The 24,438-nt window shown below is 72.3% G+C and carries 18 protein-coding genes and 3 tRNA genes; 11 read left to right on the plus strand and 10 right to left on the minus strand.

From position 1 onward, the window contains the following. Positions 1 to 11 precede the first annotated feature (11 nt). Genes ACWD02_RS01775 through ACWD02_RS01790 form a run of 4 tightly spaced genes read left to right on the plus strand, consistent with a single transcriptional unit; the run spans position 12 to position 5,480 of the window. On the plus strand, positions 12 to 1,028 hold the full coding sequence (locus tag ACWD02_RS01775; RefSeq protein WP_451203383.1) for an AAA family ATPase: 1,017 nt from the start codon (positions 12 to 14) through the stop codon (positions 1,026 to 1,028). After that, a complete protein-coding gene (locus ACWD02_RS01780) occupies positions 1,018 to 1,167 on the plus strand; it encodes a hypothetical protein (protein ID WP_451203385.1) in 150 nt (49 codons plus the stop codon). Before ACWD02_RS01775 ends, ACWD02_RS01780 begins: the two co-directional genes overlap by 11 nt. Then, positions 1,157 to 1,306 carry a hypothetical protein gene (locus ACWD02_RS01785; RefSeq protein ID WP_451203387.1) on the plus strand — a complete coding sequence of 50 codons (150 nt, stop codon included), beginning with the start codon at positions 1,157 to 1,159 and terminating at the stop codon, positions 1,304 to 1,306. The genes ACWD02_RS01780 and ACWD02_RS01785 overlap by 11 nt, the downstream gene beginning before the upstream one ends. Continuing rightward, entirely contained in the window at positions 1,296 to 5,480 is a 4,185-nt protein-coding gene (locus tag ACWD02_RS01790; RefSeq protein ID WP_451203389.1) for an SAV_2336 N-terminal domain-related protein, read from the plus strand. The genes ACWD02_RS01785 and ACWD02_RS01790 overlap by 11 nt, the downstream gene beginning before the upstream one ends. A 9-nt stretch (positions 5,481 to 5,489) precedes the next feature. Here ACWD02_RS01790 and ACWD02_RS01795 read toward each other — a convergent pair whose 3' ends face one another. Then, positions 5,490 to 6,752 carry an MFS transporter gene (locus ACWD02_RS01795; RefSeq protein ID WP_451203391.1) on the minus strand — a complete coding sequence of 421 codons (1,263 nt, stop codon included), beginning with the start codon at positions 6,750 to 6,752 and terminating at the stop codon, positions 5,490 to 5,492. 250 nt (positions 6,753 to 7,002) lie between these two features. On the opposite strand from ACWD02_RS01795, the gene mreB reads away from it, so the two are divergent. Then, entirely contained in the window at positions 7,003 to 8,040 is a 1,038-nt protein-coding gene (gene mreB / locus ACWD02_RS01800; RefSeq protein WP_451203393.1) for a rod shape-determining protein MreB, read from the plus strand. Between the two features lie 69 nt (positions 8,041 to 8,109). Beyond that, positions 8,110 to 9,711, plus strand: a complete 1,602-nt coding sequence (locus tag ACWD02_RS01805; RefSeq protein WP_451203394.1) for a GAF domain-containing protein — start codon at positions 8,110 to 8,112, stop codon at positions 9,709 to 9,711. A gap of 25 nt (positions 9,712 to 9,736) precedes the next feature. Here the strand turns inward: ACWD02_RS01805 and ACWD02_RS01810 are convergent, their stop codons facing one another. The 4 genes from ACWD02_RS01810 to ACWD02_RS01825 all read right to left on the minus strand — a co-directional run bounded on the left by ACWD02_RS01810 (position 9,737) and on the right by ACWD02_RS01825 (position 10,562). Further along, a complete protein-coding gene (locus ACWD02_RS01810; protein ID WP_451203396.1) occupies positions 9,737 to 9,970 on the minus strand; it encodes a hypothetical protein in 234 nt (77 codons plus the stop codon). Positions 9,971 to 10,162: 192 nt separating this feature from the next. Further along, positions 10,163 to 10,236 (minus strand) — tRNA-Ile (locus ACWD02_RS01815). A gap of 175 nt (positions 10,237 to 10,411) precedes the next feature. Continuing rightward, positions 10,412 to 10,484 (minus strand) — tRNA-Asn (locus ACWD02_RS01820). Between the two features lie 5 nt (positions 10,485 to 10,489). Beyond that, positions 10,490 to 10,562 (minus strand) — tRNA-Asn (locus tag ACWD02_RS01825). A gap of 189 nt (positions 10,563 to 10,751) precedes the next feature. Between ACWD02_RS01825 and ACWD02_RS01830 the strand changes: the two genes are divergently transcribed. From ACWD02_RS01830 to ACWD02_RS01845, 4 genes are all read left to right on the plus strand, one after another. Continuing rightward, complete coding sequence (locus ACWD02_RS01830; RefSeq protein WP_451203398.1) at positions 10,752 to 11,054, plus strand: YtxH domain-containing protein; 303 nt, start codon at positions 10,752 to 10,754, stop codon at positions 11,052 to 11,054. A 62-nt stretch (positions 11,055 to 11,116) separates the two neighbouring features. After that, positions 11,117 to 12,547 (plus strand): xylulokinase, encoded by a 1,431-nt coding sequence (locus ACWD02_RS01835; protein WP_451203400.1) that lies wholly within the window; start codon positions 11,117 to 11,119, stop codon positions 12,545 to 12,547. Positions 12,548 to 12,686: 139 nt separating this feature from the next. Then, the gene (locus ACWD02_RS01840; protein WP_451203402.1) at positions 12,687 to 14,420 is read left to right on the plus strand and encodes an ABC transporter ATP-binding protein; all 1,734 of its coding nucleotides are present in this window, start codon (positions 12,687 to 12,689) and stop codon (positions 14,418 to 14,420) included. After that, positions 14,420 to 16,342: an ABC transporter ATP-binding protein gene (locus tag ACWD02_RS01845; RefSeq protein WP_451203404.1), complete on the plus strand. Its 1,923-nt coding sequence runs from the start codon at positions 14,420 to 14,422 to the stop codon at positions 16,340 to 16,342. Before ACWD02_RS01840 ends, ACWD02_RS01845 begins: the two co-directional genes overlap by 1 nt. A gap of 17 nt (positions 16,343 to 16,359) precedes the next feature. Here ACWD02_RS01845 and ACWD02_RS01850 read toward each other — a convergent pair whose 3' ends face one another. The 5 genes from ACWD02_RS01850 to ACWD02_RS01870 form a co-directional block, all read right to left on the minus strand. Beyond that, entirely contained in the window at positions 16,360 to 17,682 is a 1,323-nt protein-coding gene (locus ACWD02_RS01850; protein WP_451203406.1) for an RNA polymerase sigma factor, read from the minus strand. A gap of 118 nt (positions 17,683 to 17,800) precedes the next feature. Then, a complete protein-coding gene (dnaG, locus tag ACWD02_RS01855) occupies positions 17,801 to 19,717 on the minus strand; it encodes a DNA primase (RefSeq protein WP_451203408.1) in 1,917 nt (638 codons plus the stop codon). 43 nt (positions 19,718 to 19,760) lie between these two features. After that, entirely contained in the window at positions 19,761 to 21,023 is a 1,263-nt protein-coding gene (locus tag ACWD02_RS01860) for an NAD(P)/FAD-dependent oxidoreductase (RefSeq protein WP_451203410.1), read from the minus strand. A gap of 142 nt (positions 21,024 to 21,165) precedes the next feature. Continuing rightward, positions 21,166 to 22,479: a deoxyguanosinetriphosphate triphosphohydrolase gene (locus ACWD02_RS01865; RefSeq protein ID WP_451203412.1), complete on the minus strand. Its 1,314-nt coding sequence runs from the start codon at positions 22,477 to 22,479 to the stop codon at positions 21,166 to 21,168. A 56-nt stretch (positions 22,480 to 22,535) separates the two neighbouring features. Next, positions 22,536 to 23,444, minus strand: coding sequence for a sirohydrochlorin chelatase (locus ACWD02_RS01870; RefSeq protein ID WP_451203414.1), 909 nt, complete (start codon positions 23,442 to 23,444; stop codon positions 22,536 to 22,538). A gap of 195 nt (positions 23,445 to 23,639) precedes the next feature. Here ACWD02_RS01870 and ACWD02_RS01875 point away from each other — a divergent pair, with 195 nt between their 5' ends. Next, the gene (locus ACWD02_RS01875; RefSeq protein WP_451203416.1) at positions 23,640 to 24,395 is read left to right on the plus strand and encodes a SanA/YdcF family protein; all 756 of its coding nucleotides are present in this window, start codon (positions 23,640 to 23,642) and stop codon (positions 24,393 to 24,395) included. The last annotated feature ends 43 nt before the right edge of the window (positions 24,396 to 24,438 follow it).

A 24,438-nucleotide genomic window follows, 5' to 3' on the forward strand; every position in this document is an offset into this window, starting at 1 on the left:
GAACCCCGATCATGTCCCTGTGGCCCGTCTACACCGGCACGAACGAGCCCCACGACGGGATCACCCGGCTGCCTCCGCCGCCGCCCTGGCGCGCCTTCGACGGCGGCCCGGTCCTCGACGCTCCCACGGACGACGGCTCGGCGACCTCCCCCGACCGCGTGCACCGGGCGCACACGTACCGGGCCACGGAGACCTGCGTACAACTGGTCAACGCGGCCCTCTACTTGCGGCGTCCACTCCTGGTGACGGGCCCTCCGGGCAGCGGCAAGTCGAGCCTGGCGTACGCGGTGGCGCGGGAGTTGGGCCTCGGCCCTGTACTGCGCTGGAACATCACGAGCCGCAGCGCCCTGCACGACGGCCTCTACCAGTACGACCCGCTGTCGCGGCTGTACGCGGCGGGGCGCGCCCCGCGGACCAAGGCGTCGCGGGACGGCGCGGGCGTCGAGGACCACCTGCGCCTCGGCCCGCTCGGCACGGCGCTCCTCCCCTACGAACGTCCGCGCGCCCTCCTCATCGACGAGATCGACAAGAGCGACCTCGACCTGCCCAACGACCTCCTGAACATCCTGGAGGAGGGCCAGTACGAGATCCCCGAGCTGGTACGGATCGCCAAGCACACCCCGAGGGCGGCCCTCCTGGCCGACGGTTCGGACGACCCGGTGACCGTCGAGCGCGGCCGCGTGCGGTGCCGGGCCTTCCCCTTCGTCGTCCTCACCAGCAACGGCGAGCGCGAGTTCCCGCCCGCGTTCCTGCGCCGCTGCGTCACGCTGCGCCTGCGCCAGCCCCGCGACGAGCACCTGGAGGAGATCGTCCGGGCCCACCTCGGCGAGCCCGACGCCTACGCCCGCACGCTCATCGCCCGCTTCCTGGAACGCGGCACAGGCGGCGAACTGGCCACCGACCAGCTCCTGAACGCGATCTACCTGACCGGCGCGGCGGGTGTCGACGCGGCGTCCCGCGACGAGCTCGCGCGGCAACTGATGCCGTACCTGACGCAGGCCGCGGACCCGGGCCCCGATGCACTCTGACACGCCCCAGCCCCGGGGCCCCGTCGCACGGCTCGCCGATCTCCTCGCGGAGGCGGCGGACGGGGCACGCCCCACCACGACCGAGCTCACCGAACTCCCCTGGCCTGCACGGCAGATGGGCGACCCCGATGCACTCTGACACGCCCCAGCCCCGGGGCCCCGTCGCACGGCTCGCCGATCTGCTCACGGAAGCGGCGGATGGTTCACGCCCCACGTCGACCGAACTCGCCGAACTCCCCTGGCCCGCACGGCAGATGGGCGACCCCGATGCACTCTGACGCCCCCCGGCACCGGGGCCCCGTCGCACGGCTCGCCGATCTCCTCGCGGAGGCGGCGGACGGGGCACGCCCCACGGCGACCGAACTCGCCGAACTGCTGTGGCTCGCCGGGCAGATGGGCGGCGCCGGGCCGACGCGGCAGGAAGCCTCTGCCGACCCGGCGCCGACGCAGCCCACGCCGGCGCCGGTGAGCCCGTCGCCGTCACCGCACCCGGCCGACCCCGCGCCTGCTCCCGCATCGGACGACCGGGTGCCGCTGCTGCTGCCCGCCCGGCCCGACGGCGACACAGCGGCGGCCGGCGCTTCTCCCGAGAACCCGTCGAGCACCTCCGACGCACCACAGACGGCAGCCGGCCACACCCCGGTCCGGGTCCCCGTCCCCCCGATGGTGACGCACCCCCTCACCCTGCAACGCGCCCTGCGCCCCTTGAAGCGCCGCGCCCCCTCCCCGGTGGGCCAGGTCATCGACGAGGAGGCCACGGCCCACCGCATCGCCCGCCTCGGCGGCCACCCGCGCGGCTGGCTGCCGGTCCTGCGCCCCGCCGAGGAGCGCTGGCTGCGCCTGTGCCTGGTGTACGACGCGGGCCCCACCATGCCGATCTGGCGCCCCCTGGTCCACGAACTGCACACGGCACTCGCCCAGTCCGGCATCTTCCGCACGGTGGAGCTGCACCGCGCGGAGCCGGACGGCACGGTCCCGCCCCAGGCGGCGCACGCCCCCGCGTCGGGCCGCACGGTCACCCTGGTGATCAGCGACTGCATGGGCCCGCAGTGGCGCGACGGCGCGGCGGGCACCCGCTGGTACCGCACGCTGCGCCGCTGGGCAGCGCACCAGCCCGTGGCCGTGATCCAGCCACTCCCGGAACGCCTCTGGCGCACCACGGCTCTGCCCACGACCCCGGGCTCACTCTCGGCCCCGTTCCCCGCGGCACCGTCCGCCGCGCTCTCCTTCACTCCGTACGCCGCGTCGGAGGCGCCGCCCGCCGCAGCGGTGCCGGTCCCGGTCCTCGAACCCGCCGGTCCGTGGCTCGCCAACTGGGCGGCGCTGGTGGCGGACGCGGGTGGGGCGCGGCTGCCGGGGGCGGTGGGGTGGCTCGGTCCGGCTCCGGCGCCCCCCGACGCCGAGACGTCCGCCGACGACGTCACGCCGGCCTCGCCCGAGGACCTCGTGCTCCGCTTCCGCTCCACCGCCTCTCCCGAGGCGTTCCGCCTGGCAGGGCATCTCGCGGTGGGCGAGGCCCAGTTGCCGGTGATGCGGCTCGTCCAGGCCGCGGTGGAGGAGCGCCCGCGTCCGCAGCATCTGGCGGAGGTGATCCTCAGCGGGATGCTGGCTTCGGGCGAGGGCGCCGGGTCGTACGAATTCCGGCCCGGCGTACGTGACTTGCTGCTCCGTACGCTCCCCCGTACCGCACGGGGACGCACGCGGGAGCTGCTCGCCCGGGTCGGCGGGCTGATCGACGAGCGGGCGGGTACGGCACCCGGCGAGCTGCGGGCGGTGGCGGCGACGTCCGGCGGGGTCTCGGAAGCGGAGACACCGCAGGGCGAGCCCTTCGCGACGGTCACCCCGGACAGTGTGCGGCAGCTGGGCGGGGGCCGGGGGGCGGGATTTCTCGGCGATCGCTACCGGATGGTGCGGCGGATCGGGCAGAGCGACAGCGTGTGGCTCGCGGAGGATCTGCGCCGGGGCGGCGAGCCCGTGGTGGTGCAACGCTACCCGCAGGCACCGCAGTGGCTCCGCGCCGACTTCACGCGGGCGGCGCGGCAGCTGTCGCGGTTCCGCCACGCGCAGGTGGCCGCCGTACGGGACTACGCGAACGGCGAAGTCCCGTACGTGGTCATGGATTTCATCGAGGGCCGCAACCTCGCGGAGCTCCTGGCGGACCACCCCGACGGGCTGCCCGCCCCTCTCCTCCTCGATCTGGTCCCGCCCCTCGCCCGCGCGGTCTCCGCCCTGCACACCGCGGGCATGACCCATGGCGCCCTCTCCCCCGCCTTCGTGCGGCTCCCGCCGCGAGGGGGCGCCGTGCTGTGCGGCTTCACGCTGATCCCCTACGGCGAGGAGAGCGGCACGGCCGACCTCGCCGCGCTCGGCCGCCTCGTACGCCAGATGTACGCCGGGACCGGCGAGGCCGCCGGGACGGACGCGGCGGCGCCCTCCGAACTGGTGGAGGGGATCGGCATGTTGAGCCCGCCCGGGACAACCGACCGCCGCCGCGTCACCGAGCCCGGCGGCATCAGTGATCCCGACGGCATCACGGAACCCGGCGGCATCGCTGAGCCCGGCGGCATCGGCGAGACGCTCCTCTCGGCCGTCACCGACCTCGGCTCCACCGACCCGGAGCGCCGGAGCCAGGGCCTCCGGCGGCTCGCGCGGCTCGCCTCGCCCACGTCGTACGAGCGCACGTACTCCCTGCTCGGCCCTCTGCGCGTCGCCCGCGGCGGCCGGCCCCTCGCCACCGGCAGCGGCCGCGAGCAGGCGATGCTCTGCATGCTGCTGCTCGGGCGCGGCCGGGACGTGCCTCTCGACGAGCTGATGCACGGCCTTTGGGGCGGGGGCGACAGACCCGCCGACGCGCCCCGGCTCATCGGCACCTACGCCTCCCGCCTCCGCAACGCGCTGGGCCCCGACTCCGTGGTGGCAGGGAGCGGCACATACGCCCTGGCCCTCCCGACGGGTCCCGACGCGGTCGACCTGTTCCGTTTCCAGCGGCTCCACGACGACGCCCGTGACGCCCGTTTCGCGGGAGACTCCGCCCGGGCCCGCGATCTGAGCAGAGCCGCCCTGGAGCTGTGGCGCGGCACCCCGCTGGAAGGCGTGCCCGGCCCGGCGGCCCGCGCCACCCGCGCCGACGTCAACCGCCTGCGGCAGTCCCTGCTCCGCGAGTTCCCGCACACCGACGACGAGGTGCTCACTCCGAACGAGGAACTCCCCAGCGACCAGCTCGACGACCTCGGCGTCCGGCGGGAGACCGCGGACGACCAGCCGGTCACCCCGCCGACCACGGTCACCTTCGAGTACCTGGCCCGCCCTGCGGGACGCCAGGAGGACGTACGGCAGAACCTGGGGCGGGAGATCTCCCACCTCCTCATCCGGGGCGGCATCACCCCCGATCAGTTCGCGATGCGTCCGCGCCCACGCGGCTGGGACGTGACCGTGGCCCCCGAGGTGCATGTCCTGCACGTACTGACCACCACGGTCAACGAACTTCCGTCCGCGCTGGAGGCCTTCCCCGTGCTCGGGCTCGGGGTCACCTTCACCCATGAGCCGGACCCGACGGTCTCGGCGCCCACGATCCCGTCCGGGCCGCGTCATCTGCTCGGGCGCGACGGCAGACGCGCCGTCGTGATCGTCTCCAACGACCTGCACCAGCGCCTCAACCGCTCGGGCCGTCTGCCCCACCGCTTCGATCCGGTCCCGCAGTCCGACGACTGGTACTGCGAGGTGTCCACCGAACAGCCCCCCGTCCCGCTGCCCGACACCGTCGAGGCCGTCCTCCTCGGCTTCGACGGGACCCTCGCCCGGCTCTACTCGGAACAGTCCGCCCGCCATGCCGCCCGCGCCCTCACCACACTGATCGCCGAGCGGCGTGACCCGGAGGAGGCGCTGGCCGGCACCCCCCTCCTGCCCGAGCAGCACGTGACGGGCGGCACGGCCGACCGCGTCCACCCCATGGACGTGCTCCGCCCCGTCGCCCGGCACCGCACGCTGGCCCGGGAACTGCGCACGCGCCTGGAGGAGATCGAGATGCAGGCCGCGCTCACCGCGAAGCCGGAGCCCTACGTCGCGTCCGTCCTGCACACCCTGGCCCAGCCCGAGAGAGCCCTCCGCCTGGCCGTCGTCACCGACACCTCGGCGCGGGCGGTGGTGGCCTACCTGGGCGCCAAGGGGCTCCATCTCCCCGAAGTCGAGATCCACGGCCGCACCTCGGACCTCACCCTCCTCATGCCCGACCCCGACTGCCCGCGCCGCGCGCTGGAGCAGCTGGGCACCCCGGCGGACCGCTGCGTGATGGTCGGTTCCACGACGGCGGAGGCGGCCGCCGCCCGGAGCCTGCGCGTCGCCTTCGTCGGATACGCACCGAACCCCGCGGCCCGCGAACGCCTGACCACCGCCGGCGCCCACACGACGATCAGCGACCTGTCCCGCCTGGTCGGCCTGCTCCCCGACCGCTGAACGCCCCCACTACGCCTCCGGCGCCCTCGCGTCGTACCGAGCGAACCTTCGCCACCGCAGGGCCAGCAACCCCACGCCGACGACACACGCGACCCCACCCCCCACCACGGCCACCCCGGGCGACGCCAGGTCCGCAACCGACCCGGCGATGAAGTCCCCGAGACGTGGCCCGCCCGCCACCACCACGATGAAGACGCCCTGCAGCCGGCCCCGCATCTCGTCCGGCACGGCCGCCTGGAGCATCGTGCTCCGGAACACCATCGAGATGGTGTCGGCGCAGCCCGCCACCGCGAGGAAGAACAGCCCCAGCCACAGGTTCCGGGTGAGGCCGAAGACGGCGATCGCCGTGCCCCACCCGGCCACCGCGACGAGGATGGCGAGCCCGTGCCGCCGGACGCGCCCCAGCCAGCCGGAGAACACCGCGCCGAGCAGCGCCCCCACCGCGGGCGCCGCGACCAGCAGGCCCACCGTCTTCGCGTCGCCCCCGAACCACACCACCGCCACCGCGGGGAACAGTGCCCGCGGGTGGGCGAACACCATCGCGCACAGGTCCGTGAAGAAGGTCATCCGCAGGTTCGGCCGGGTGGCGAGGAACCGCAGGCCGTCGAGGACCGAGGCCCGCTTCCTGCGCACCCCCTCCTCCGAGCCTTCGGGCCGCATCGCCGGCAGCCGCCACATCGCGTACAGGGACGCGCTGAAGGCCACCGCGTCCACCGTGTACGCGATCTGGTACCCCCACAGGCCGACGATGAGGCCGCCCAGCATGGGGCCGAGCATCATGCCCCCCGTCGTCGTGATCGACGACAGCGCGTTGGCCGCGGGCAACTGCTCCTGCGGAAGGAGCCGGGGGATCATCGAGGACCGGGCCGGCGAGTTCAGCGCCCCGCAGACCGCCTGCAGCGCCACCACGGAGTACAGGAACCACACGTGGTGGAAGCCCGCGAACGCCCCCGCGGCCAGGGCGACGGAGAGCCCGCACGAGCCGAGCGACGAGCAGAGGCCGAGCTTGCGCCGGTCCACGGTGTCCGCGATGGCGCCCCCGTACAGGCCGAACACGACGAGGGGTACCAGCGAGAAGAGCCCCACGAGGCCGACCGAGAAGCTGGAGTGCGTGATGTCGTAGACCTGGAGGGAGACCGCGAGCGAGGTCATCGCCTGGCCGATCCAGGAGATCGTGTTGCCGGCCCAGAGCCGCCGGTAGTCGACGGACGTACGCAAAGGCGTCAGATCGGCGAGTATCCGCCTTTTCGCGACGGGCCCCTGGGGCTCCACTGGTAGCGGGGACAGCGGGGGGCCACCGGCGGCTCCGGGTATGTGGGGGCCGTCGGCTTCGTCTTCTTCCGGGGGCGTATGCGTCACACGGGATGCTAACTGCGCCGCCCGCGACGCGATCAAGACCACCCGTGCGGCGGCACCCCACCCGGCTCAGCCCAACGCGCGCGCCGCCCGCGGCCACCGCACGATGCGAGACAGGACCGTCGTCCGACGGCCCGTACGGTCTGCGCTCTCGGGAGGATCTGCCATGACCGTCAGTCTGGAGCAGTTGCGCCGCTGCCACATCGCCGTCGACCTGGGTGCCGCGAGGACCCGGGTGTTCGTGAAGGGCGCGGGCCTCGTCGTCGACGAACCCAGCGCCGCCGCCGTGAACACACGGACGGGAGCGCTCATCGCGGTCGGCCAGTTCGCCGAGCAGATGACGGGGCGCACCCCGGGATACATCCGGGTCGTGCGGCCGGTCTCCGGCGGCACCGTCGTCGACATCGAGATGGCCCAGCGCATGCTGCGCCACCTCCTGGGCGAGAAGCTCCGCCGCACCCTGCGCCGCAAGCCCCGGCTGCGCGCCGCCGCCTGCACGCCGCACGACGCGGACCCGCTGGCCCAGCGCGCCGCCGTCGAGACGATGGTCGGGCTCGGGGCGCGCAGGGTCGAGCTCGTGGACACCCTCATCGCGGCGGCGGTCGGCTGCGGGCTGCCCGTGGAGCAGCCGGAGGCGACGATGATCCTGGTGTGCGGGGCTGCGACCACGCAGGTCGCGGTGCTGTCCCTCGGGTCGATCGTGACGGCCCAGCGCATCCCGGTCGGCGGCGAGGCCATCGACAACGCGATCGTCCAGCACCTGCGCCACCACCACGAGCTGATGCTCCCCAGCCAGTCGGTACGCCCGCTCCAGCTGGCCCTGCGCGGCAACGGCCTCACTCCGCAGGGTCCCGAGTCGACCGAGATCCACGGCCGTGACGTCGCCACGGGTCTGGCCCGGTCGGTGCACGTGGACACCGCCGCCGTCCGCGAGGCGATCCACACCCCGCTCACCGCCGTACTGGACGGCATCGGCAAGGTGCTGCGGGACTGCCCGCCCGACCTGGTCGCCGACCTGGCCGACCGCGGGATCATGATGGTCGGCGGCAGCGCGCTGCTCCCCGGCCTCGACCAGATGCTGCGGGACGCGACGGGGATGCCGGTCCAGATCGCCGAACGGCCGGACGTGTGCGCCGTGCTCGGGCTCGGGGCGATGCTGGAGGGCAAGATCCAGCCCCTGGTCCTCAACCCGCTCTCCGGCTGACCGGGCTCGGCACGGGCACCTGGTGGTCACGTTGACGGGCCCCGTCGAGAAGGCGTGGGTCGCCGCGCGATGAACGGCGACGACCTGCCCCTGTCCCTGGTGCCGCTCCTGGACGCGGTCCTCGGCGTCGGCTCGGACCTCGAACTGCACACCACGCTCCAGCACATCGTGGAGAGCGCGACCGAGCTGGCCGGCGCCCGGTACGGCGCGCTCGGTGTCATCGACCCCGGGCACGGCAGGCTGACCGACCTGTTCACGGCGGGCCTGACCGCGGCCGAGCGGGAGCGCATCGGGCCCCTCCCCGACGGCCACTCGGGCCTCTTGGGCACCCTGATCCGCGAGCCGAAGCCGCTCCTCCTCGACGACCTGACGGCGGACCCCCGCTCGTGCGGCGTACCGGAGGGGCACCCGGAGATGCACAGCTTCCTGGGCGTTCCGGTGCACGTCCACGACGAGGCGTTCGGCAATCTCTACCTCACCGAGAAGCGCGCGGGCCGCTTCACCGAGGAGGACCTGCAACTGCTCCGCGTCCTGGCGAGCCAGGCGGGCATCGCGATCGGCAACGCCCGCCTTTACGAGGCGGCCAGGCAGCGCGAACGGTGGATCGACGGCGCCGCCGCGGTCACCACGGCCCTGCTCACCGGCGAACCGGCGGCCGACGCGCTGATGACGGTCGCCGAGCAGGCCCGCATCCTGGCGAGCGCCTCCGCGGGGGTGATCCTGCAGCCCACGGACCAGGGCGGCATGCGCATCGTCGCGGCGGCGACGGCGGAGGAGGACGGCCTCACGCCCCCGAGCGGGGCCGACACCCACCCCCACGCACTGCAGAACGACTTGATCGGCACGACCATCGAGCCCGGGAGCGCGGTCCTCGAACAACTGCTGGGGGGCGAGCCGGTGTTCGTCGAGGACTCCGCGACCGACCCCCGGATGACCACGCACGTACGGACCAACTTCGGGCCGAGCATGATGCTGCCGCTGCAGGCGGGCGGAAGGCTCATTGGGACGCTCGCACTGCCCCGCCGCAGGGGCGAGCGCGCCTACACCTCCGTGGAGCGCCTGCTCGCCACCCAGTTCGCCTCACAGGCCGCGCTGGCCCTCGTCCTTGCGGACGCCCAGCAGAGCAGGCAGCGCCTCGCGGTGTTCGAGGACCGCGACCGCATCGCCCGCGACCTGCACGACCTCGTCGTCCAGCGGCTCTTCGCGACGGGCATGATGCTGGAGTCGACCCGGCGCAGGGACACGTCGCCGCAGGTGGAGTCCACCCTCGACCAGGCCGTTGACGAGCTGGAGTCCACCATCCAGGAGGTCCGTACGGCGATCTTCGCGCTCCAGCAGCCGCCGGCCGACGCCCCGACCACGTTCCGCGGCAAGGTGCTCCGCGAGACGGCGGGCGCGGCGGCGGTGGTCGGCGTCCAGCCATCGGTGCACTTCACCGGCGCCGTCGACGCCCGCGTCACGGAGCCGACGGCGGGTCACCTCCTGGCAGCCCTGCGCCGCGCCCTGGCCACCGCGTCCCGCCGCCCCGACGTCACCCGCATCGAGGTGGCGGTGGACGCGAGGGCGACACTGCCGGACGGCCGGACGGGCGTACGCCTGACGGTCTACGACGACGGCACGACGGACGGCGTCGGCACGGGCACGACAGCCACCTGGCAGGCCCCCCTCTAGACGGAGGCCGTCTACGGAGCCGCGCCTACGCCGCTTCGTAGTGGTGTGCCACCCCGCCGCGCCATTTCACCCAGCCGGGATCGTCCAGGAGTTCCTCGGCGTCCGGCAGCCCGGCGACGCGCAGGAACTCGACCACGTCCGCGTCGGAGTGCGCGAGGCCGAGGATCTCCCCTCGGACCGTCACCCGGCGGCCTCCGGTGCCCGCGGGCGGATGCACGGCCACCGGCGCGGCTGCCGTGGATCCGGCGTGCGCGTTCAACGCCGCTTCCGCGACTGCAGGTACCAGGCCGCGGCCAGGCCGATGACCACCAGGACGATCAATATCTTCATGAGCCCCTGCTGCCCCGGATTTTGGGGCTGATGCTCATCCGCACGTCACTTCAAAGAGAAGGACGGGGGAGGTTTGCGCTGCTGACGCAGGTGGAATCGTTCCTGCGCCCCAGCGCTTCGGTGGGGCGGGTGGGACTCGAACCCACGGCCGACGGATTATGAGTCCGCTGCTCTAACCGGCTGAGCTACCGCCCCTAACGGCGCGTCGCGCACATTTGTGCGCGCCGTCTGCCGCAGCATAGCCGCTCATACGATCTCCTGCTTCGGATGGTCGGCATCGCTCGACCATGAGGACCACAGGGCTGCCCCGATGGTTCCACCAGGCACGAAAAAGGACCCTTGAGGGCAATCTCAAGGGTCCTTCTCACAGCTCTCCCGACTGGACTCGAACCAGTAACCTGCCGGTTAACAGCCGGCTGCTCTGCCAATTGAGCTACAGGAGACCGAGCTCCCCCGACTGGACTCGAACCAGTAACCTGCCGGTTAACAGCCGGCTGCTCTGCCAATTGAGCTACAGGGGATCGTCTCGTTGCATCGAACGCAGCTACCTGGGAACTCTCCAGGCGGCGGGCGGTCGCTGCGACACATACATTAGCGCAAGCAGGGGGGTGCTCCGCCAATCGGTATCCCCACCGCATCCCCACCGCCCGCACAGGGCAACAGATGAGCGAACAGACGATCGATGCCGAGGCAAGGGAAGGGTGGCAGCCATGCGCTACCGGCTCACATTCGTCGCGGGACTGGCTCTCGGGTACGTGCTCGGTACCCGGGCAGGCCGCGAGCGCTACGAGAAGCTGAGGAAGTCCGCCCGCGAGTTCGCGCAGAACCCGGCGGTGCGCAACACCGTGGAGTCCGCGACACAGCAGGGCCGCGACGTGGCGGGCAAGGCCTTCCACACCGTGTCCGAGAAGGTCGGGGACCGGGTCCCGGACTCGGTGGCCGACCGGGTTCGGTCGCTGCGCGAGCGCGGGCAGGGCAGTGGTGAGGACGACTGGGGCACCACCAACACGTAACCGGGGCGGCTCCTGGGAGCTGGGGTACGGGTCACGTCGTGCGGTGCGGCAGAATTCCAGGCATGGGGATAGTCGCAGGGTTGGACAGTTCGCCCGATTTCACGCGCATCGTGGTCTGTGACGCGGACACGGGTGCCGTACTCAAGCAGGGCTATGCCCCGCATCCGACGGAGGGCCCCGATGGAGGCGGCCGTCCGTCGGACGTGGATCCGCAGGCCTGGCTGCTCTCGCTCGGTGAGGCGGCGGGCGGTGGGCTGCTGGAAGGCGTACAGGCCATCGGCGTCTCCGCGCAGCAGAACGCGGTCGTCCCCCTGGACCAGCACGGCAACACCGTGCGGCCCGCGCTCGTCGGCAACGACCGGCGGGCGCAGGTCGCGGCCGCCGACCTGATCGACGGGCTCGGCAGCCGCGAGGCCTGGGCGCAGGCCGTCGGATGCGTCCCGCAGGCGGCGCACCCCGTGACGAAGCTGCGCTGGCTGGCGAAGAACGAACCTGAGGCGGCGCGGCGCGTCGCCTCTCTCATGCAGGCGCACGACTGGCTGGTGTGGCAGCTCCTCGGACGGCCCGCGCGGCGCACGAGCGACCGGGGCGGGGCCTCCGGGACCGGTTACTGGTCGGCGGCGACGGGCACGTACCGCCCCGATCTCGTCGAACTCGCGCTCGGCCACCAGGCGATGCTGCCCGAGGTGATCGGACCCGCCGAGGCGGCGGGGACGACGCCCGAGGGGCTGCTGATCTCGGCGGGTACGGGCGAGACGATGGCGGCGGCGTTCGGTCTCGGGGTCCAGCAGGGCGACGCGGTCGTCTCGCTGGGCGCTTCGGGGTCCGTGATGGCCGTGCACCACGAGGCGCTGGTCGACGCGAGCGGGACGATCACCTCGCTCGCGGACGCCACCGGCATGCATCTTCCCGTGGTGCACACGCTGAACGCCGTGCGGGTGCTGCGCGGCGCGGCCGAGATGCTGGGGGTGCCCGATCTGGAGGGGCTCTCGGAGCTGGCCATGAAGTCGACGCCGGGTGCGCACGGGCTTGTGCTCCTGCCGTACCTGGAGGGCGAGAAGACGCCGAACCTGCCGCACGCCGCGGGCACCCTGACCGGGCTGCGGCGCGAGTCGATGCGGCCGGAGCATCTGGCGCGGGCGGCCTTCGAGGGCATGCTGTGCGGGCTCGGGGACGCGCTGGACGTGCTGCGGTCGCGGGGCGTGGAGGTGCGCCGGGTCTTCCTGCTCGGCGCGGCGGCCGAACTGCCCGCGGTGCAGGCGGCGGCGCCGATGCTGCTCGGCACGCAGGTCGTGGTGCCGCAGCCCGCGGACTACGCGGCGATCGGTGCGGCGCGGCAGGCGGCCTGGGCGCTGAACGGCCGGCTGCCGTACTGGCAGGGCGCGGCCGCGCAGGTCTTCGAGCCGGGCGAGGAGCACGCCGTGGGGCAGGCGGTACGGCAGCAGTACCGGACCGTGCGGGAACAGACGCACCCCGGGGCACTTGACGTCTGAGGCTTGGGGGCGCCGAGTTCTTGACCCGGACTAATCTTTTACCGGGTCATGGCTTAATCGGTTGCGCACGGGCGGGTGCGGTGTCGGAGTATGGGGGCGACTCCGCCCGGAACCCTGCCCACGCCTCTCGAGAGACCTCGTGCTCATACGACTCCTGCGGACCCACCTCGGCCCGTACAAGAAACCCATCGCCCTGCTGGTGCTGCTGCAGTTCCTGCAGACGTGCGCCTCGCTCTATCTGCCCACGCTCAACGCCGACATCATCGACAAGGGTGTCGTGAAGGGCGACACGGGCTACATCCTGTCGTTCGGCGGCATCATGATCGCCGTCACCGTCGCCCAGGTGGTCTGCAACGTGGGCGCCGTCTACTACGGCGCCCGCACCGCCGCCGCGCTCGGCCGCGACGTCAGGGCCGCCGTCTTCGACCGCGTGCAGTCGTTCTCCGCACGGGAGTTGGGGCAGTTCGGCGCGCCGACGCTGATCACCCGGACCACGAACGACGTCCAGCAGGTGCAGATGCTGGTCCTGATGTCGTTCACGCTGATGGTCTCGGCGCCGATCATGTGCGTCGGCGGCATCATCATGGCCCTCGGCCTCGACGTACCGCTCTCGGGTGTCCTGATCGCCGTCGTCCCCGTCCTCGCGATCTGCGTGAGCCTGATCGTGAAGCGCCTTCGCCCGCTCTTCCGCACGATGCAGGTGCGCCTGGACACCGTGAACCGTGTGCTGCGCGAGCAGATCACCGGCAACCGCGTCATCCGCGCCTTCGTCCGCGACGACTACGAGAAGGACCGCTTCCGCAAGGCCAACGCCGACCTGACCGACGTGTCGCTCGCCACCGGCAGGCTGCTCGCCCTGATGTTCCCGATCGTCATGACCGTCGTGAACGTCTCCTCGATCGCCGTGGTGTGGTTCGGCGCGCACCGCATCGACAGCGGCGGCATGCAGATCGGGGCGCTCACCGCGTTCCTCGCGTATCTGATGCAGATCGTGATGTCCGTGATGATGGCCACCTTCATGTTCATGATGGTGCCGCGCGCCGAGGTCTGCGCCGAGCGCATCGAGGAGGTCCTGGACACCGAGAGCAGCGTGGTGCCCCCGGCCTCCCCCGTACGGGAGTTGCGGCGCCACGGACACCTGGAGATCCGCGACGCGGGCTTCCGCTACCCCGGCGCCGAGGAGCCCGTCCTGAAGGCCGTCGGCCTGGTCGCGCGGCCCGGCGAGACGACCGCCGTGATCGGGTCGACCGGCAGCGGCAAGTCGACGCTGCTCGGCCTCGTGCCGCGGCTCATCGACGCCACCGAGGGCGAGGTCCTGGTGGACGACGTGCCCGTGCACACCATCGAGCCCGCGCTGCTCGCGAGGACCGTGGGCCTGGTGCCGCAGAAGCCGTACCTCTTCGCCGGCACGGTCGCCACCAACCTCCGCTACGGAAACCCCGACGCGACCGACGAGGAGCTCTGGCACGCGCTCGACGTGGCCCAGGCCAAGGGCTTCGTCGAAAGCCTGGAGGAGGGCCTGAACGCGCCCATCTCGCAGGGCGGCACGAACGTCTCCGGCGGGCAGCGCCAGCGCCTCGCCATCGCGCGGACGCTCGTACAGCGCCCCGAGATCTATCTCTTCGACGACTCGTTCTCGGCCCTCGACTACGCCACGGACGCCGCCCTGCGCGCCGCGCTCGGCCGTGAGACCGCCGAGGCGACCGTCGTGATCGTCGCCCAGCGCGTGGCGACGATCAGGGACGCCGACCGCATCATCGTCCTGGACGAGGGCCGGGTCGTGGGGACGGGACGCCATCAGGAGCTGATGGAGAGCAATGAGACCTACCGGGAGATCGTGCTCTCCCAGCTGACGGAAGCGGAGGCCGCGTGATGGCCGGTCCGGGTGGCGGACAGATGATGGGGCCGGACTCCCGGTCGATGGACTTCAAGGGGTCGGGCAAGCGGCTGCTCGCGCAGTTCAGGCCCGAGCGCGCCACGCTGTACGCGATGCTGGCCGCCGTCACGATCAGCGTGGCGCTCACCGTGCTCGGACCGAAGATCCTCGGCCGGGCGACCGACCTGCTCTTCGCGGGCATCGTCGGCCGTGACATGCCCGACGGCGTCACCAAGGAGCAGGCCATCGAGGCCCTGCGCGACAAGGGCGACGGCGGCATGGCCGACATGCTCAAGGGTGTGGACTTCACGCCGGGCGAGGGCATCGACTTCGGCGCCGTCGGCGAGGTGCTGCTGCTCGCCCTGGTTGTGTTCCTGTTCGCGGGGCTCCTGATGGCGGTCGCGACGCGGCTGGTGAACCGGGCGGTCAACCTGACCGTGTTCCGGATGCGCGAGGACGTCCAGGCGAAGCTGTCGCGGCTCCCCCTGTCGTACTTCGACAAGCGGCAGCGCGGCGAGGTGCTCAGCCGGGCGACGAACGACCTCGACAACATCGGCCAGACCCTGCAGCAGACCATGGGTCAGCTGGTGAACTCGCTGCTCACCATCGTCGGCGTACTGGTGATGATGTTCTACGTCTCGCCGCTGCTCGCCCTGGTGGCGCTCGTCACCGTGCCGCTGTCGTTCTTCGTGGCGACGAAGGTCGGCAAGCGGTCGCAGCCGCAGTTCGTGCAGCAGTGGAAGTCCACCGGCAAGCTCAACGCGCACATCGAGGAGATGTACACCGGGCACAACCTGGTGAAGGTCTTCGGGCGCCAGGAGGAGTCGGCGAAGGCGTTCGCCGAGCAGAACGACGCGCTGTACGAGGCCGGGTTCAAGGCGCAGTTCAACAGCGGGGCCATGCAGCCGCTGATGTTCTTCATGTCGAACCTCAACTACGTGCTCGTGGCCGTGGTCGGTGGCCTCAGGGTCGCGTCCGGCGCGCTGTCCATCGGCGACGTGCAGGCGTTCATCCAGTACTCACGGCAGTTCTCGATGCCGCTCACGCAGGTCGCCTCGATGGCGAACCTGGTGCAGTCCGGTGTCGCCTCCGCCGAGCGGGTCTTCGAGCTGCTCGACGCCGAGGAGCAGGAGGCCGACCCGGTGCCCGGGATGCGTCCCGACCAGCCACGCGGCCGGGTCGAGATGGAGCAGGTGTCCTTCCGCTACGAGAAGGACAAGCCGCTCATCGAGGACCTGTCCCTGAAGGTCGATCCCGGCCACACGGTGGCGATCGTCGGTCCGACAGGGGCGGGCAAGACCACGCTGGTCAATCTCCTGATGCGGTTCTACGAGGTCACCGGCGGGCGCATCACGCTCGACGGGGTCGACATCGCGAAGATGTCGCGCGACGAACTGCGCTCCGGCATAGGCATGGTGCTCCAGGACACCTGGCTGTTCGGCGGCACCATCGCGGAGAACATCGCGTACGGAGCGGCCAAGGACGTGACCCGCGAGGAGATCGAGGAGGCGGCGCGGGCGGCTCACGCCGACCGCTTCTGCCGCACGCTGCCCGACGGCTACGACACGGTCATCGACGACGAGGGCACGGGGGTGAGCGCGGGCGAGAAGCAGCTGATCACGATCGCACGGGCGTTCCTCTCCGACCCGGTGATCCTGGTCCTCGACGAGGCGACCAGCTCGGTCGACACCCGTACGGAGGTGCTCATCCAGAAGGCGATGGCGCGGCTCGCCCACGGGCGGACCTCGTTCGTCATCGCGCACCGGCTGTCCACGATCCGCGACGCGGACACCATCCTGGTGATGGAGAACGGGTCGATCGTGGAGCAGGGCACGCATGACGACCTGCTGGCGGCCGAGGGAGCGTACGCGCGTCTGTACGCGGCTCAGTTCGCGCAGGCGGTGGCCGAGATCGACTGAGCCGGTCAGTTGAACGGTCAGTCGAGGTAGCCGCGCAGCTGGTCCGCGAAGGCGTGGTCCCGCAGCTTGTTGAGGGTCTTGGACTCGATCTGGCGGATGCGTTCGCGCGTCACGCCGAAGATCCGGCCTATCTCCTCCAGGGTGCGGGGCCTGCCGTCCGCGAGGCCGTAGCGCAGCTGGACCACCTTGCGTTCGCGCTCGCCGAGCGTGGAGAGGACCGCCTCCAGGTGCTCGCGCAGGAGGAGGAAGGCCGCCGACTCGACGGGGCTCGTCGCGTCGCCGTCCTCGATGAGGTCGCCGAGCGCGACGTCGTCCTCCTCGCCCACGGGCGCGTGCAGCGACACCGGTTCCTGGGCCAGGCGCAGGACCTCGCTGACCCGCTCGTGCGGCAGGTCGAGGTGCGCGGCGACCTCTTCGGGGGTCGGTTCGTACCCCCGCTCCTGGAGCATGCGGCGCTGGACGCGGACGACGCGGTTGATGAGCTCCACGACGTGCACGGGAACGCGGATGGTGCGGGCCTGGTCGGCGAGGGCCCGCGACATCGCCTGACGGATCCACCACGTCGCGTACGTGGAGAACTTGTAGCCGCGGGCGTAGTCGAACTTCTCGACCGCCCTGATGAGGCCCAGGTTTCCCTCCTGGACGAGGTCGAGCATCGTCAGTCCGCGCCCCACGTACCGCTTGGCGACGGAGACGACCAGGCGGAGGTTGGCCTCGATCAGGCGGCGCTTGGCCATCCGGCCGACGACCACCAACTTGTCGAGATCGAGGGCGAGTTGGGAGTCCAGGTCGGTGGCGAGGCGCAGCTTCTCCTCGGCGAACAGGCCGGCCTCGACGCCGCGCGCCAGTTCCACTTCCTCCGCCGCGGTCAGCAGGGGGATACGGCCGATCTCGCGCAGATACTGCCGGAACAGGTCGGACGAGGGGCCGCCGGTGTCGGCGCGGCTGCGGGGCGCGGGCGGCAGGGGCAGCTCACCGCTGTCCGGTTCGAGCGCCTCCGGGGCGTCCGGGGGTTCGGGGGCCGACTGGACCCCGGGGCTTTCGCGACCCGCCTCCGGGTGCCGTGCGGCGCGGCTCTGCTGCGGTACGGCCGCGATGACGTCCGTATCCGCCGCCGCCTCCGCTTCCGCGGCAACGGCGGTCTCGCTCTGGCTGAGGGTCTGGGTCTGCACGGGGGCGACCTCCATGATGATCGCTGCTGAGGCGTGCGGCAGCGGTACAGCGGGATCGGCTTCGACGGCCTCGCCGCTGTCCGTCCCGAACACGATGTGTGGAATCGCGGGTGTACCGGATCCGCATCCGCTGTCTGCGGGCCGGCCGCGCTCCGAGGACTCAGGCACCGCAACCCAGTGTGGGGTACGACACACGGCCGCCACGAGGGGCGTGCGGTGACTTTTTGAGTCCGGTGCGTGACCGCTCGGTTACCCGGCGGGTAACCAGCCTGCCGCCGGAATAACCTCAGAGTGCGTCGGCGCCGCGCTCGCGGAGAGCCTGGGCGTACTGCTGGAGGATCCACAACTCGTTCTGCACCGCGGCCAGTTGTGCGGGGTCGCCCTGTGCGCTCAGGCGGGTCAGGCTGCCCTGGACGTCACGGATGCGGCGGTCGACGGCGCGCAGCCTGACCTGGACGAGCTGCGTGCCCGCGTAGATCTCGTCCACCTGCTTGCGCAGGATCGCCTCGACGGCCAGCTCGGTGACCATGGCGCGGACCGTGTCGTCCGGCGCCGCGTCCAGGACGCGGGCGAGGTAGGTCTGCGGCTCGGGGATGCCGGCCTCGGCGCCGCCCGCCTCCTCGACGCACTGGCGCACCGCCGCGTACGGCGGCGCGGTGAACTCGTCGACGCCGTACGCGTCGAAGGCCGGGGAGACCAGCTCAGGGCGCTGCAGGGCCAGCTTGAGCAGCTCGCGCTCGGTGCGGTGGGCGGGGCTGCGCAGGGTGAGTGCGGGCCCTGAGGGCCCTGAGGGCACAGACGGCGCCGAGGGCCCGTACTGCTGGTTCTGGTGCGGGCGCTGCTGCTGCGGGGCCGGGCCCCTGCCGCCCCGGTCGCGGGCCCAACGCGCGAGCTGGGCCACGCGCTTGACCACGAACTGGGTGTCCAGGATGCCGAGCATCCCGGCGAGCTGGACGGCCACCTCGTGCTGCGCGCCGCTGTTCTTGATGCGGGCCACGACCGGCGCCGCCTCGTCCAGGGCCGCGGCGCGGCCCGCGGGGGTCTCCAGGTCGTAGCGCGCGACGATCTGGCGCAGCGCGAACTCGAAGAGCGGCGTGCGGGGTTCGACGAGGTCGGCGACCGCCGCGTCCCCCTTGGCCAGACGCAGCTCGCAGGGGTCCATGCCCTCGGGCGCGATGGCGATGTACGTCTCGGCGGCGAACTTCTGGTCGTCCTCGAAGGCGCGCAGGGCGGCCTTCTGGCCTGCCGCGTCACCGTCGAAGGTGAAGATCACGCGCGCCGAGCCGTTGTCCATCAGGAGGCGGCGCAGGATCTTGATGTGGTCGCCGCCGAAAGCGGTGCCGCAGGTCGCGATGGCCGTGGTGACACCGGCGAGGTGGCAGGCCATGACGTCGGTGTACCCCTCGACGACGACCGCGCGGGAGGTCTTGGCGATCTCCTTCTTGGCCAGGTCCACCCCGTAGAGCACCTGGCCCTTCTTGTAGATCGGCGTCTCGGGGGTGTTGAGGTACTTCGGGCCGTTGTCGTCGTCGCGCAGCTTGCGCGCGCCGAAGCCGACGACCTCGCCGCTGATGTCGCGGATCGGCCACATCAGACGGCCGCGGAAGCGGTCGATGGGGCCGCGGCGGCCCTCCTGGGAGATGCCGGAGAGGACGAGCTCCTTGTCGGTGAAGCCCTTGCCGCGCAGGAACCGGGTGAGGTGGTCCCAGCCCGCGGGGCTGTAGCCGACGCCGAAGTGTGCGGCGGCGGCCTGGTCGAAGCCGCGCTCGGCCAGGAACTTCCGGCCGATCTCGGCTTCGGGGCCCTCCAGCTGGTCGATGTAGAACTGCGCGGCGATCTTGTGGGCCTCGACGAGCCGGATGCGCTCGCCGCGCTGGCTCGTGGGGTTGTACCCGCCCTCTTCGTACCGCAGGGTGATGCCCGCCTGGGCGGCGAGGCGCTCGACCGTCTCCGAGAAGGTGAGGTGGTCGATCTTCATCACGAAGGCGATCGTGTCGCCGCCTTCCTGGCAGCCGAAGCAGTGGAAGAGACCCTTGCTGGGGCTGACCTGGAAGGACGGTGACTTCTCGTCGTGGAAGGGGCACAGGCCCTTGAGGTTGCCGCCGCCCGCGTTCCGCAGCTGGAGGTAGTCGGAGACCACGGCGTCGATCGGGACCGCGTCCCGAACCGCCTTCACGTCCTCGTCATTGATCCTGCCTGCCACGTGGGAATACTACGGCCCTGCTGTGACACTCCCGCCCGGCCCGTCACCCGAGCAGCGACTCCAGGGGGACGGACGGGTCGGAGAGGGCCTCGGCGGGCGGCCGCGCGCCGACGCGGATCAGCCGCTGGATCGGGTCCGTGACGTCCCACACATTCACGTTCATCCCGGCGAGGACCCGGCCCTCGCTCAGCCAGAAGGCGACGAACTCCCGCTTCCCCGCGTCGCCCCGGACCACGACCTGGTCGTACGTACCCGGCGGCGCCCACCCCGAGTACTCCAGACCCACGTCGTACTGGTCCGAGAAGAAGTAGGGCACGCGGTCGTACGACACGTCCTGGCCGAGCATCGCGCGGGCCGCGGCCGGACCGCCGTTCAGGGCGTTCGCCCAGTGCTCCACGCGCAGCCTGGTGTCGAAGAGCGGGTGCTGGACGGCGGCCACGTCGCCCGCGGCGAAGATGTCCGGGTCCGAGGTCCGCAGCGAGGCGTCGACCACGACACCGCCGCCGTGCGCGCGGTCGGCGATCTCCAGACCCGCCGCCTCGGCGAGCCCGGTGCGCGGGGCCGCGCCGATCGCGGCGAGCACGTCGTGCGCCGGGTGCTCCTCGCCGTCGTCCGTGCGGGCCGCCAGGACCAGGCCGTCCTCCCCCGCGATCTCGGTGAGCGTGGCGCCGAAGTGGAAGCGCACCCCGTGCTCGGCGTGCAGGTCGGTGAACATCTGGCCGATCTCGGGCCCGAGCACCGCGTGCAGCGGGGTGGCCTGCGGCTCGACGACGGTGACCTCCGCGCCGTACGTCCGCGCGGCGGCGGCGACCTCCAGGCCGATCCAGCCGGCCCCGGCGATCACCAGGTGGCCGTTGTCACGGCCGAGACCGGCCAGCACCTGGCGCAGCCGGTCGGCGTGCGCGAGGCGGCGCAGGTGGTGCACGCCGACCAGGCCGGTGCCGGGGACGTCGAGGCGGCGCGGCTCCGCACCCGTGGCGAGCAGGAGCTTGTCGTAGTGGATGACGTCCCGGTCACCGAGGCGGACGGCCTTGGCCTCGCGGTCGATGGAGACGACGGTCTGGCCGAGGTGCAGCTCCACGTCCGACTGCGCGTACCAGGAGGGTTCGTGGACGAAGACGCTGTCGCGCTCCTCCTTGCCCAGGAGATATCCCTTCGACAGGGGCGGGCGCTCGTACGGGTGGTCGCGTTCGTCGCCGATGAGGATCACCCGGCCGGTGAAGCCCTCCGACCGGAGCGTCTCGGCCGCTTTCGCGCCCGCGAGACCTCCTCCGACAATGACGAACGTCTGATCCGCGTCGACCACTTGATGCCTCCTCAAAGCCTTGCCGTCAGGGGAGCGTCCCGCACGGAGCGTGATGCGGGAAGGGGTTGCGACCCGATCCGGCCAGTTTTCGTCACGCCCCGTGGTCGATCGGCTCATTCCGCATATGTCAGGGCCTTATATGTCAGGGCTGTCTCGCCGTGAGCCGCGCGTGCAGGGAACGCGCGGCGGCGTCCGTGAGCGACGCGATCTGGTCGACGACCACGCGCAGGGCCGCGCGGTCGTCGGGCGCCGTGTCGTACAGCGCGCGGAACTGCGGGTCGAGTCCTTCGGGGGCCCTGGCCGTGAGCGCCTCGGCCAGCTCTGCGACGACGATCCGCTGATCGGCACGCAGCCTCTCCTGGGCGGGGCGCTGCATCACATACCGGTCGGCGACGGCCTTGAGGACCGCGCACTCGTGGCGGGCTTCGCGCGGGACGACGAGTTCGGCCGCGTACCTCGTGAGGGGCCCCTTGCCGTACCGCAGGCGGGTGGCGGTCTCGGCGGCGAGGCAGAAGTGGCCGATGAGCTGGCTGGTGGCGTCCTTCAGGCGGCCCTGGGCGATGGCCGAGCCGTCGTACCCATGGGGCCACCACTCCTGGTCCAGGAGGCGGTCGAGGGCCTCGGAGAGCTCTTCGGGGTCGGTGTCCGCCGGTACGTAGCGACCGATGGCGACGGCGAAGATGTCCTGGCGCTCGGGCTCGGCGTGCAGGAGGTTCGGGTCGAGGTGCCCGGCGTGCAGGCCGTCCTCGATGTCGTGCACCGAGTACGCCACGTCGTCCGCCCAGTCCATGACCTGGGCCTCGAAGCAGGTGCGGCGGCCGGGAGCCTCCTTGCGGACCCAGTCGAAGACCGGCCGGTCGTCCTCATAGACGCCGAACTTGGGAGAGTCCGGGTCGGTGGGGTGAGCGCCGCGCGGCCAGGGGTACTTGGTGGCGGCGTCCAGGGCGGCCCGGGTCAGGTTGAGCCCCACGCCGACCAGTTCGTCCGTCTCCTCGCTTCTCACGAAGCGCTTCGGCTCGATACGGGTGAGGAGGCGCAAGGACTGGGCGTTGCCCTCGAAACCGCCGCAGCTCTCGGCGACTTCGTTCAGCGCCTGCTCGCCGTTGTGGCCGAAAGGCGGGTGGCCCATGTCGTGCGAGAGGCAGGCGGTCTCCACCAGGTCCGGGTCGCAGCCGAGGGCGGCGCCGAGCTCGCGGCCGACCTGGGCGCACTCCAGGGAGTGCGTCAGACGGGTACGGGCACTGGCGTCCCACGCCTCGTTGCTGCGCGTGCCGGGGGTGACCACCTGGGTCTTCCCGGCGAGGCGGCGCAGCGCCGCGGAGTGCAGGACACGCGCGCGGTCCCGCTGGAAGGCGGTGCGCCCCGGCCTCTTGTCGGGCTCGGTGGCCCATCGCTCGACGGCGGCCTTGTCATAGGCCGCCTCTTCGTCGTACGCGTTCGGTGCAGTGCCTTCCATGCACCGACAGTAAACGCAAGCAGTGACAAAGAGGGCTTCAGGGCCCTGTGCGGGCGTCAGGCGGAGGTCAGCTGACGGGGCGGCAGGTGGGTGGCGGGGGAGGTCGCGCGGGCCGTGTCGTAGCGGTGCAGGAGGAGGCGGGCCATCGACGGGTGATCGCCGAGGGGGGCCGACGCGATCCAGGGGGCGGCGTCGGCGCACTGCGTGGCGAAGCGGCCGGGTGCCGTGAAGTACGAGGCCACGGCGGTGCGGTGGCGGCCACGGGCGGCGAGGGAACGCACCGCGGCGGCCACGCTGAGCGGGGCGGCCGCGGTCGGTGTGGCGTACGCGGGAACCACCGGTACGCCGAGCCGCTGGGCGAGGAGGTCCGCCGTGCGCCGGGTGTCCGTGGCGGAGTCGGGGTCGCGGGAGCCGGCCGCGGCCAGGACCACGCCGCCGGTGCGGCGCCCCGCCCGGCCGGGCTCGGGCGTCCAGCCCGCCTCGACGAGCCGGTCGTGCAGCGCCTCGACCAGCAGGGGGTGCGGGCCGAGCGGGGCGGCCAGGCGCGTGTCGAGGTGCGGCGCCAGGGCCGCGGCCTCGGGGATGTCGTGCTTGACGTGGTAGCCGCGGCTGAGCAGCAGCGGCACGAGGACCGCGGAGCCGGTGGCATCGGCGAGGGTGTCGCCGAGCAGGGGTTCGTTCAGCTCGATGTGGCCGAGGCGCACGGTGAGGCCGGGCCGCAGCTCGCGGACCCGTGCCAGGAGCGCCGTGACGGTGGCGAGGGCGCGGGGGTCACGGCTGCCGTGGGCGACCACGACGAGGTCGGGTGCCGGGGCGGGGCGGCGCGGGGCGGGGCGGCGCCTGCCGTCGAGCGTGACGAGGGCGAGCTGGTTGCCGAGCTGGGCGGTGATCCGGTTCATGATGTGCGCCGTACTTTCGGGAGGGGTGCTGCCGGACTCGTCACGAAGAGGGTTCGACGGCGTCATGGACCGAGGATGACCGCGTCGCATTTCGGTCGCGTTGCGTGCCGGTGACGGGGCCTTTCGGCCTGGCTCACCGATGGCGGTGGCGCGTTGTCAGTGCGCTGTCCTAGGTGGGTTGTCGGTGGGGTCGCTTACCGTTGGGGCAGTGATCGGATCCGGGGGGATCCGGCTCGGGGCACGGGGGAACGGGGGCACGGGATGAAGCGTCCGGGGTGGCTGCGGGTGCAGTGGAAGCGTCCGGGGTGGCTGCGTCCGGGGTCGCTGCGTCCGGGGTGGCTGCGGGTTCCGCGTACGCGGCGGGGGCAGCGGCGGGCCGTGCAGACCTTCATGGCCCTCTGCGTGGTGGCGCTGCTGCCCGCCACCTGGCTGTTCGTGACGGCGGAGGGGCGCTTGCGCACGACGGCCGACGTGCCGCGCACGCAGGTCGCGGTCGTCTTCGGTGCCGGGCTGTGGAAGGGCGAGCCCTCGCCGTATCTCGCGCACCGCTTGGACGCGGCTGCCGAGTTGTACGAGGCGGGGCGGATAGAGGTCGTCCTCGTCACCGGCGACAACAGCCGCGAGGAGTACGACGAGCCGGACGCCATGCGCGCGTATCTGACCGAGCGCGGGGTGCCGGGGCGGCGGATCGTCAGTGACTACGCGGGCTTCGACACCTGGGACTCCTGCGTGCGCGCCAAGAAGGTGTTCGGCGTGGACCGGGCGGTGCTGATCAGCCAGGGCTTCCACATACGCAGGGCCGTCGCGCTGTGCCGCGCGGCGGGCGTCTCGTCGTACGGCGTCGGGGTCGACGCCAAGCATGACGCGACCTGGTACTACGGCGGGGCGCGGGAGCTGTTCGCGGCGGGCAAGGCGGCGGTGGACGCGACGTTTCGACCGGATCCTCGGTTCCTGGGGCCCCGGGAGCCGGGCGTGGGCCGGGCGCTTGCCATGCCTCGTCTGGCCCCTGGGCCTTGAGCGGGGGCGCGTCTGCCTGCTCCCGCTTGTCCGCCGGGTGCCG

This window comes from Streptomyces sp. NPDC002853 (assembly GCF_053591915.1).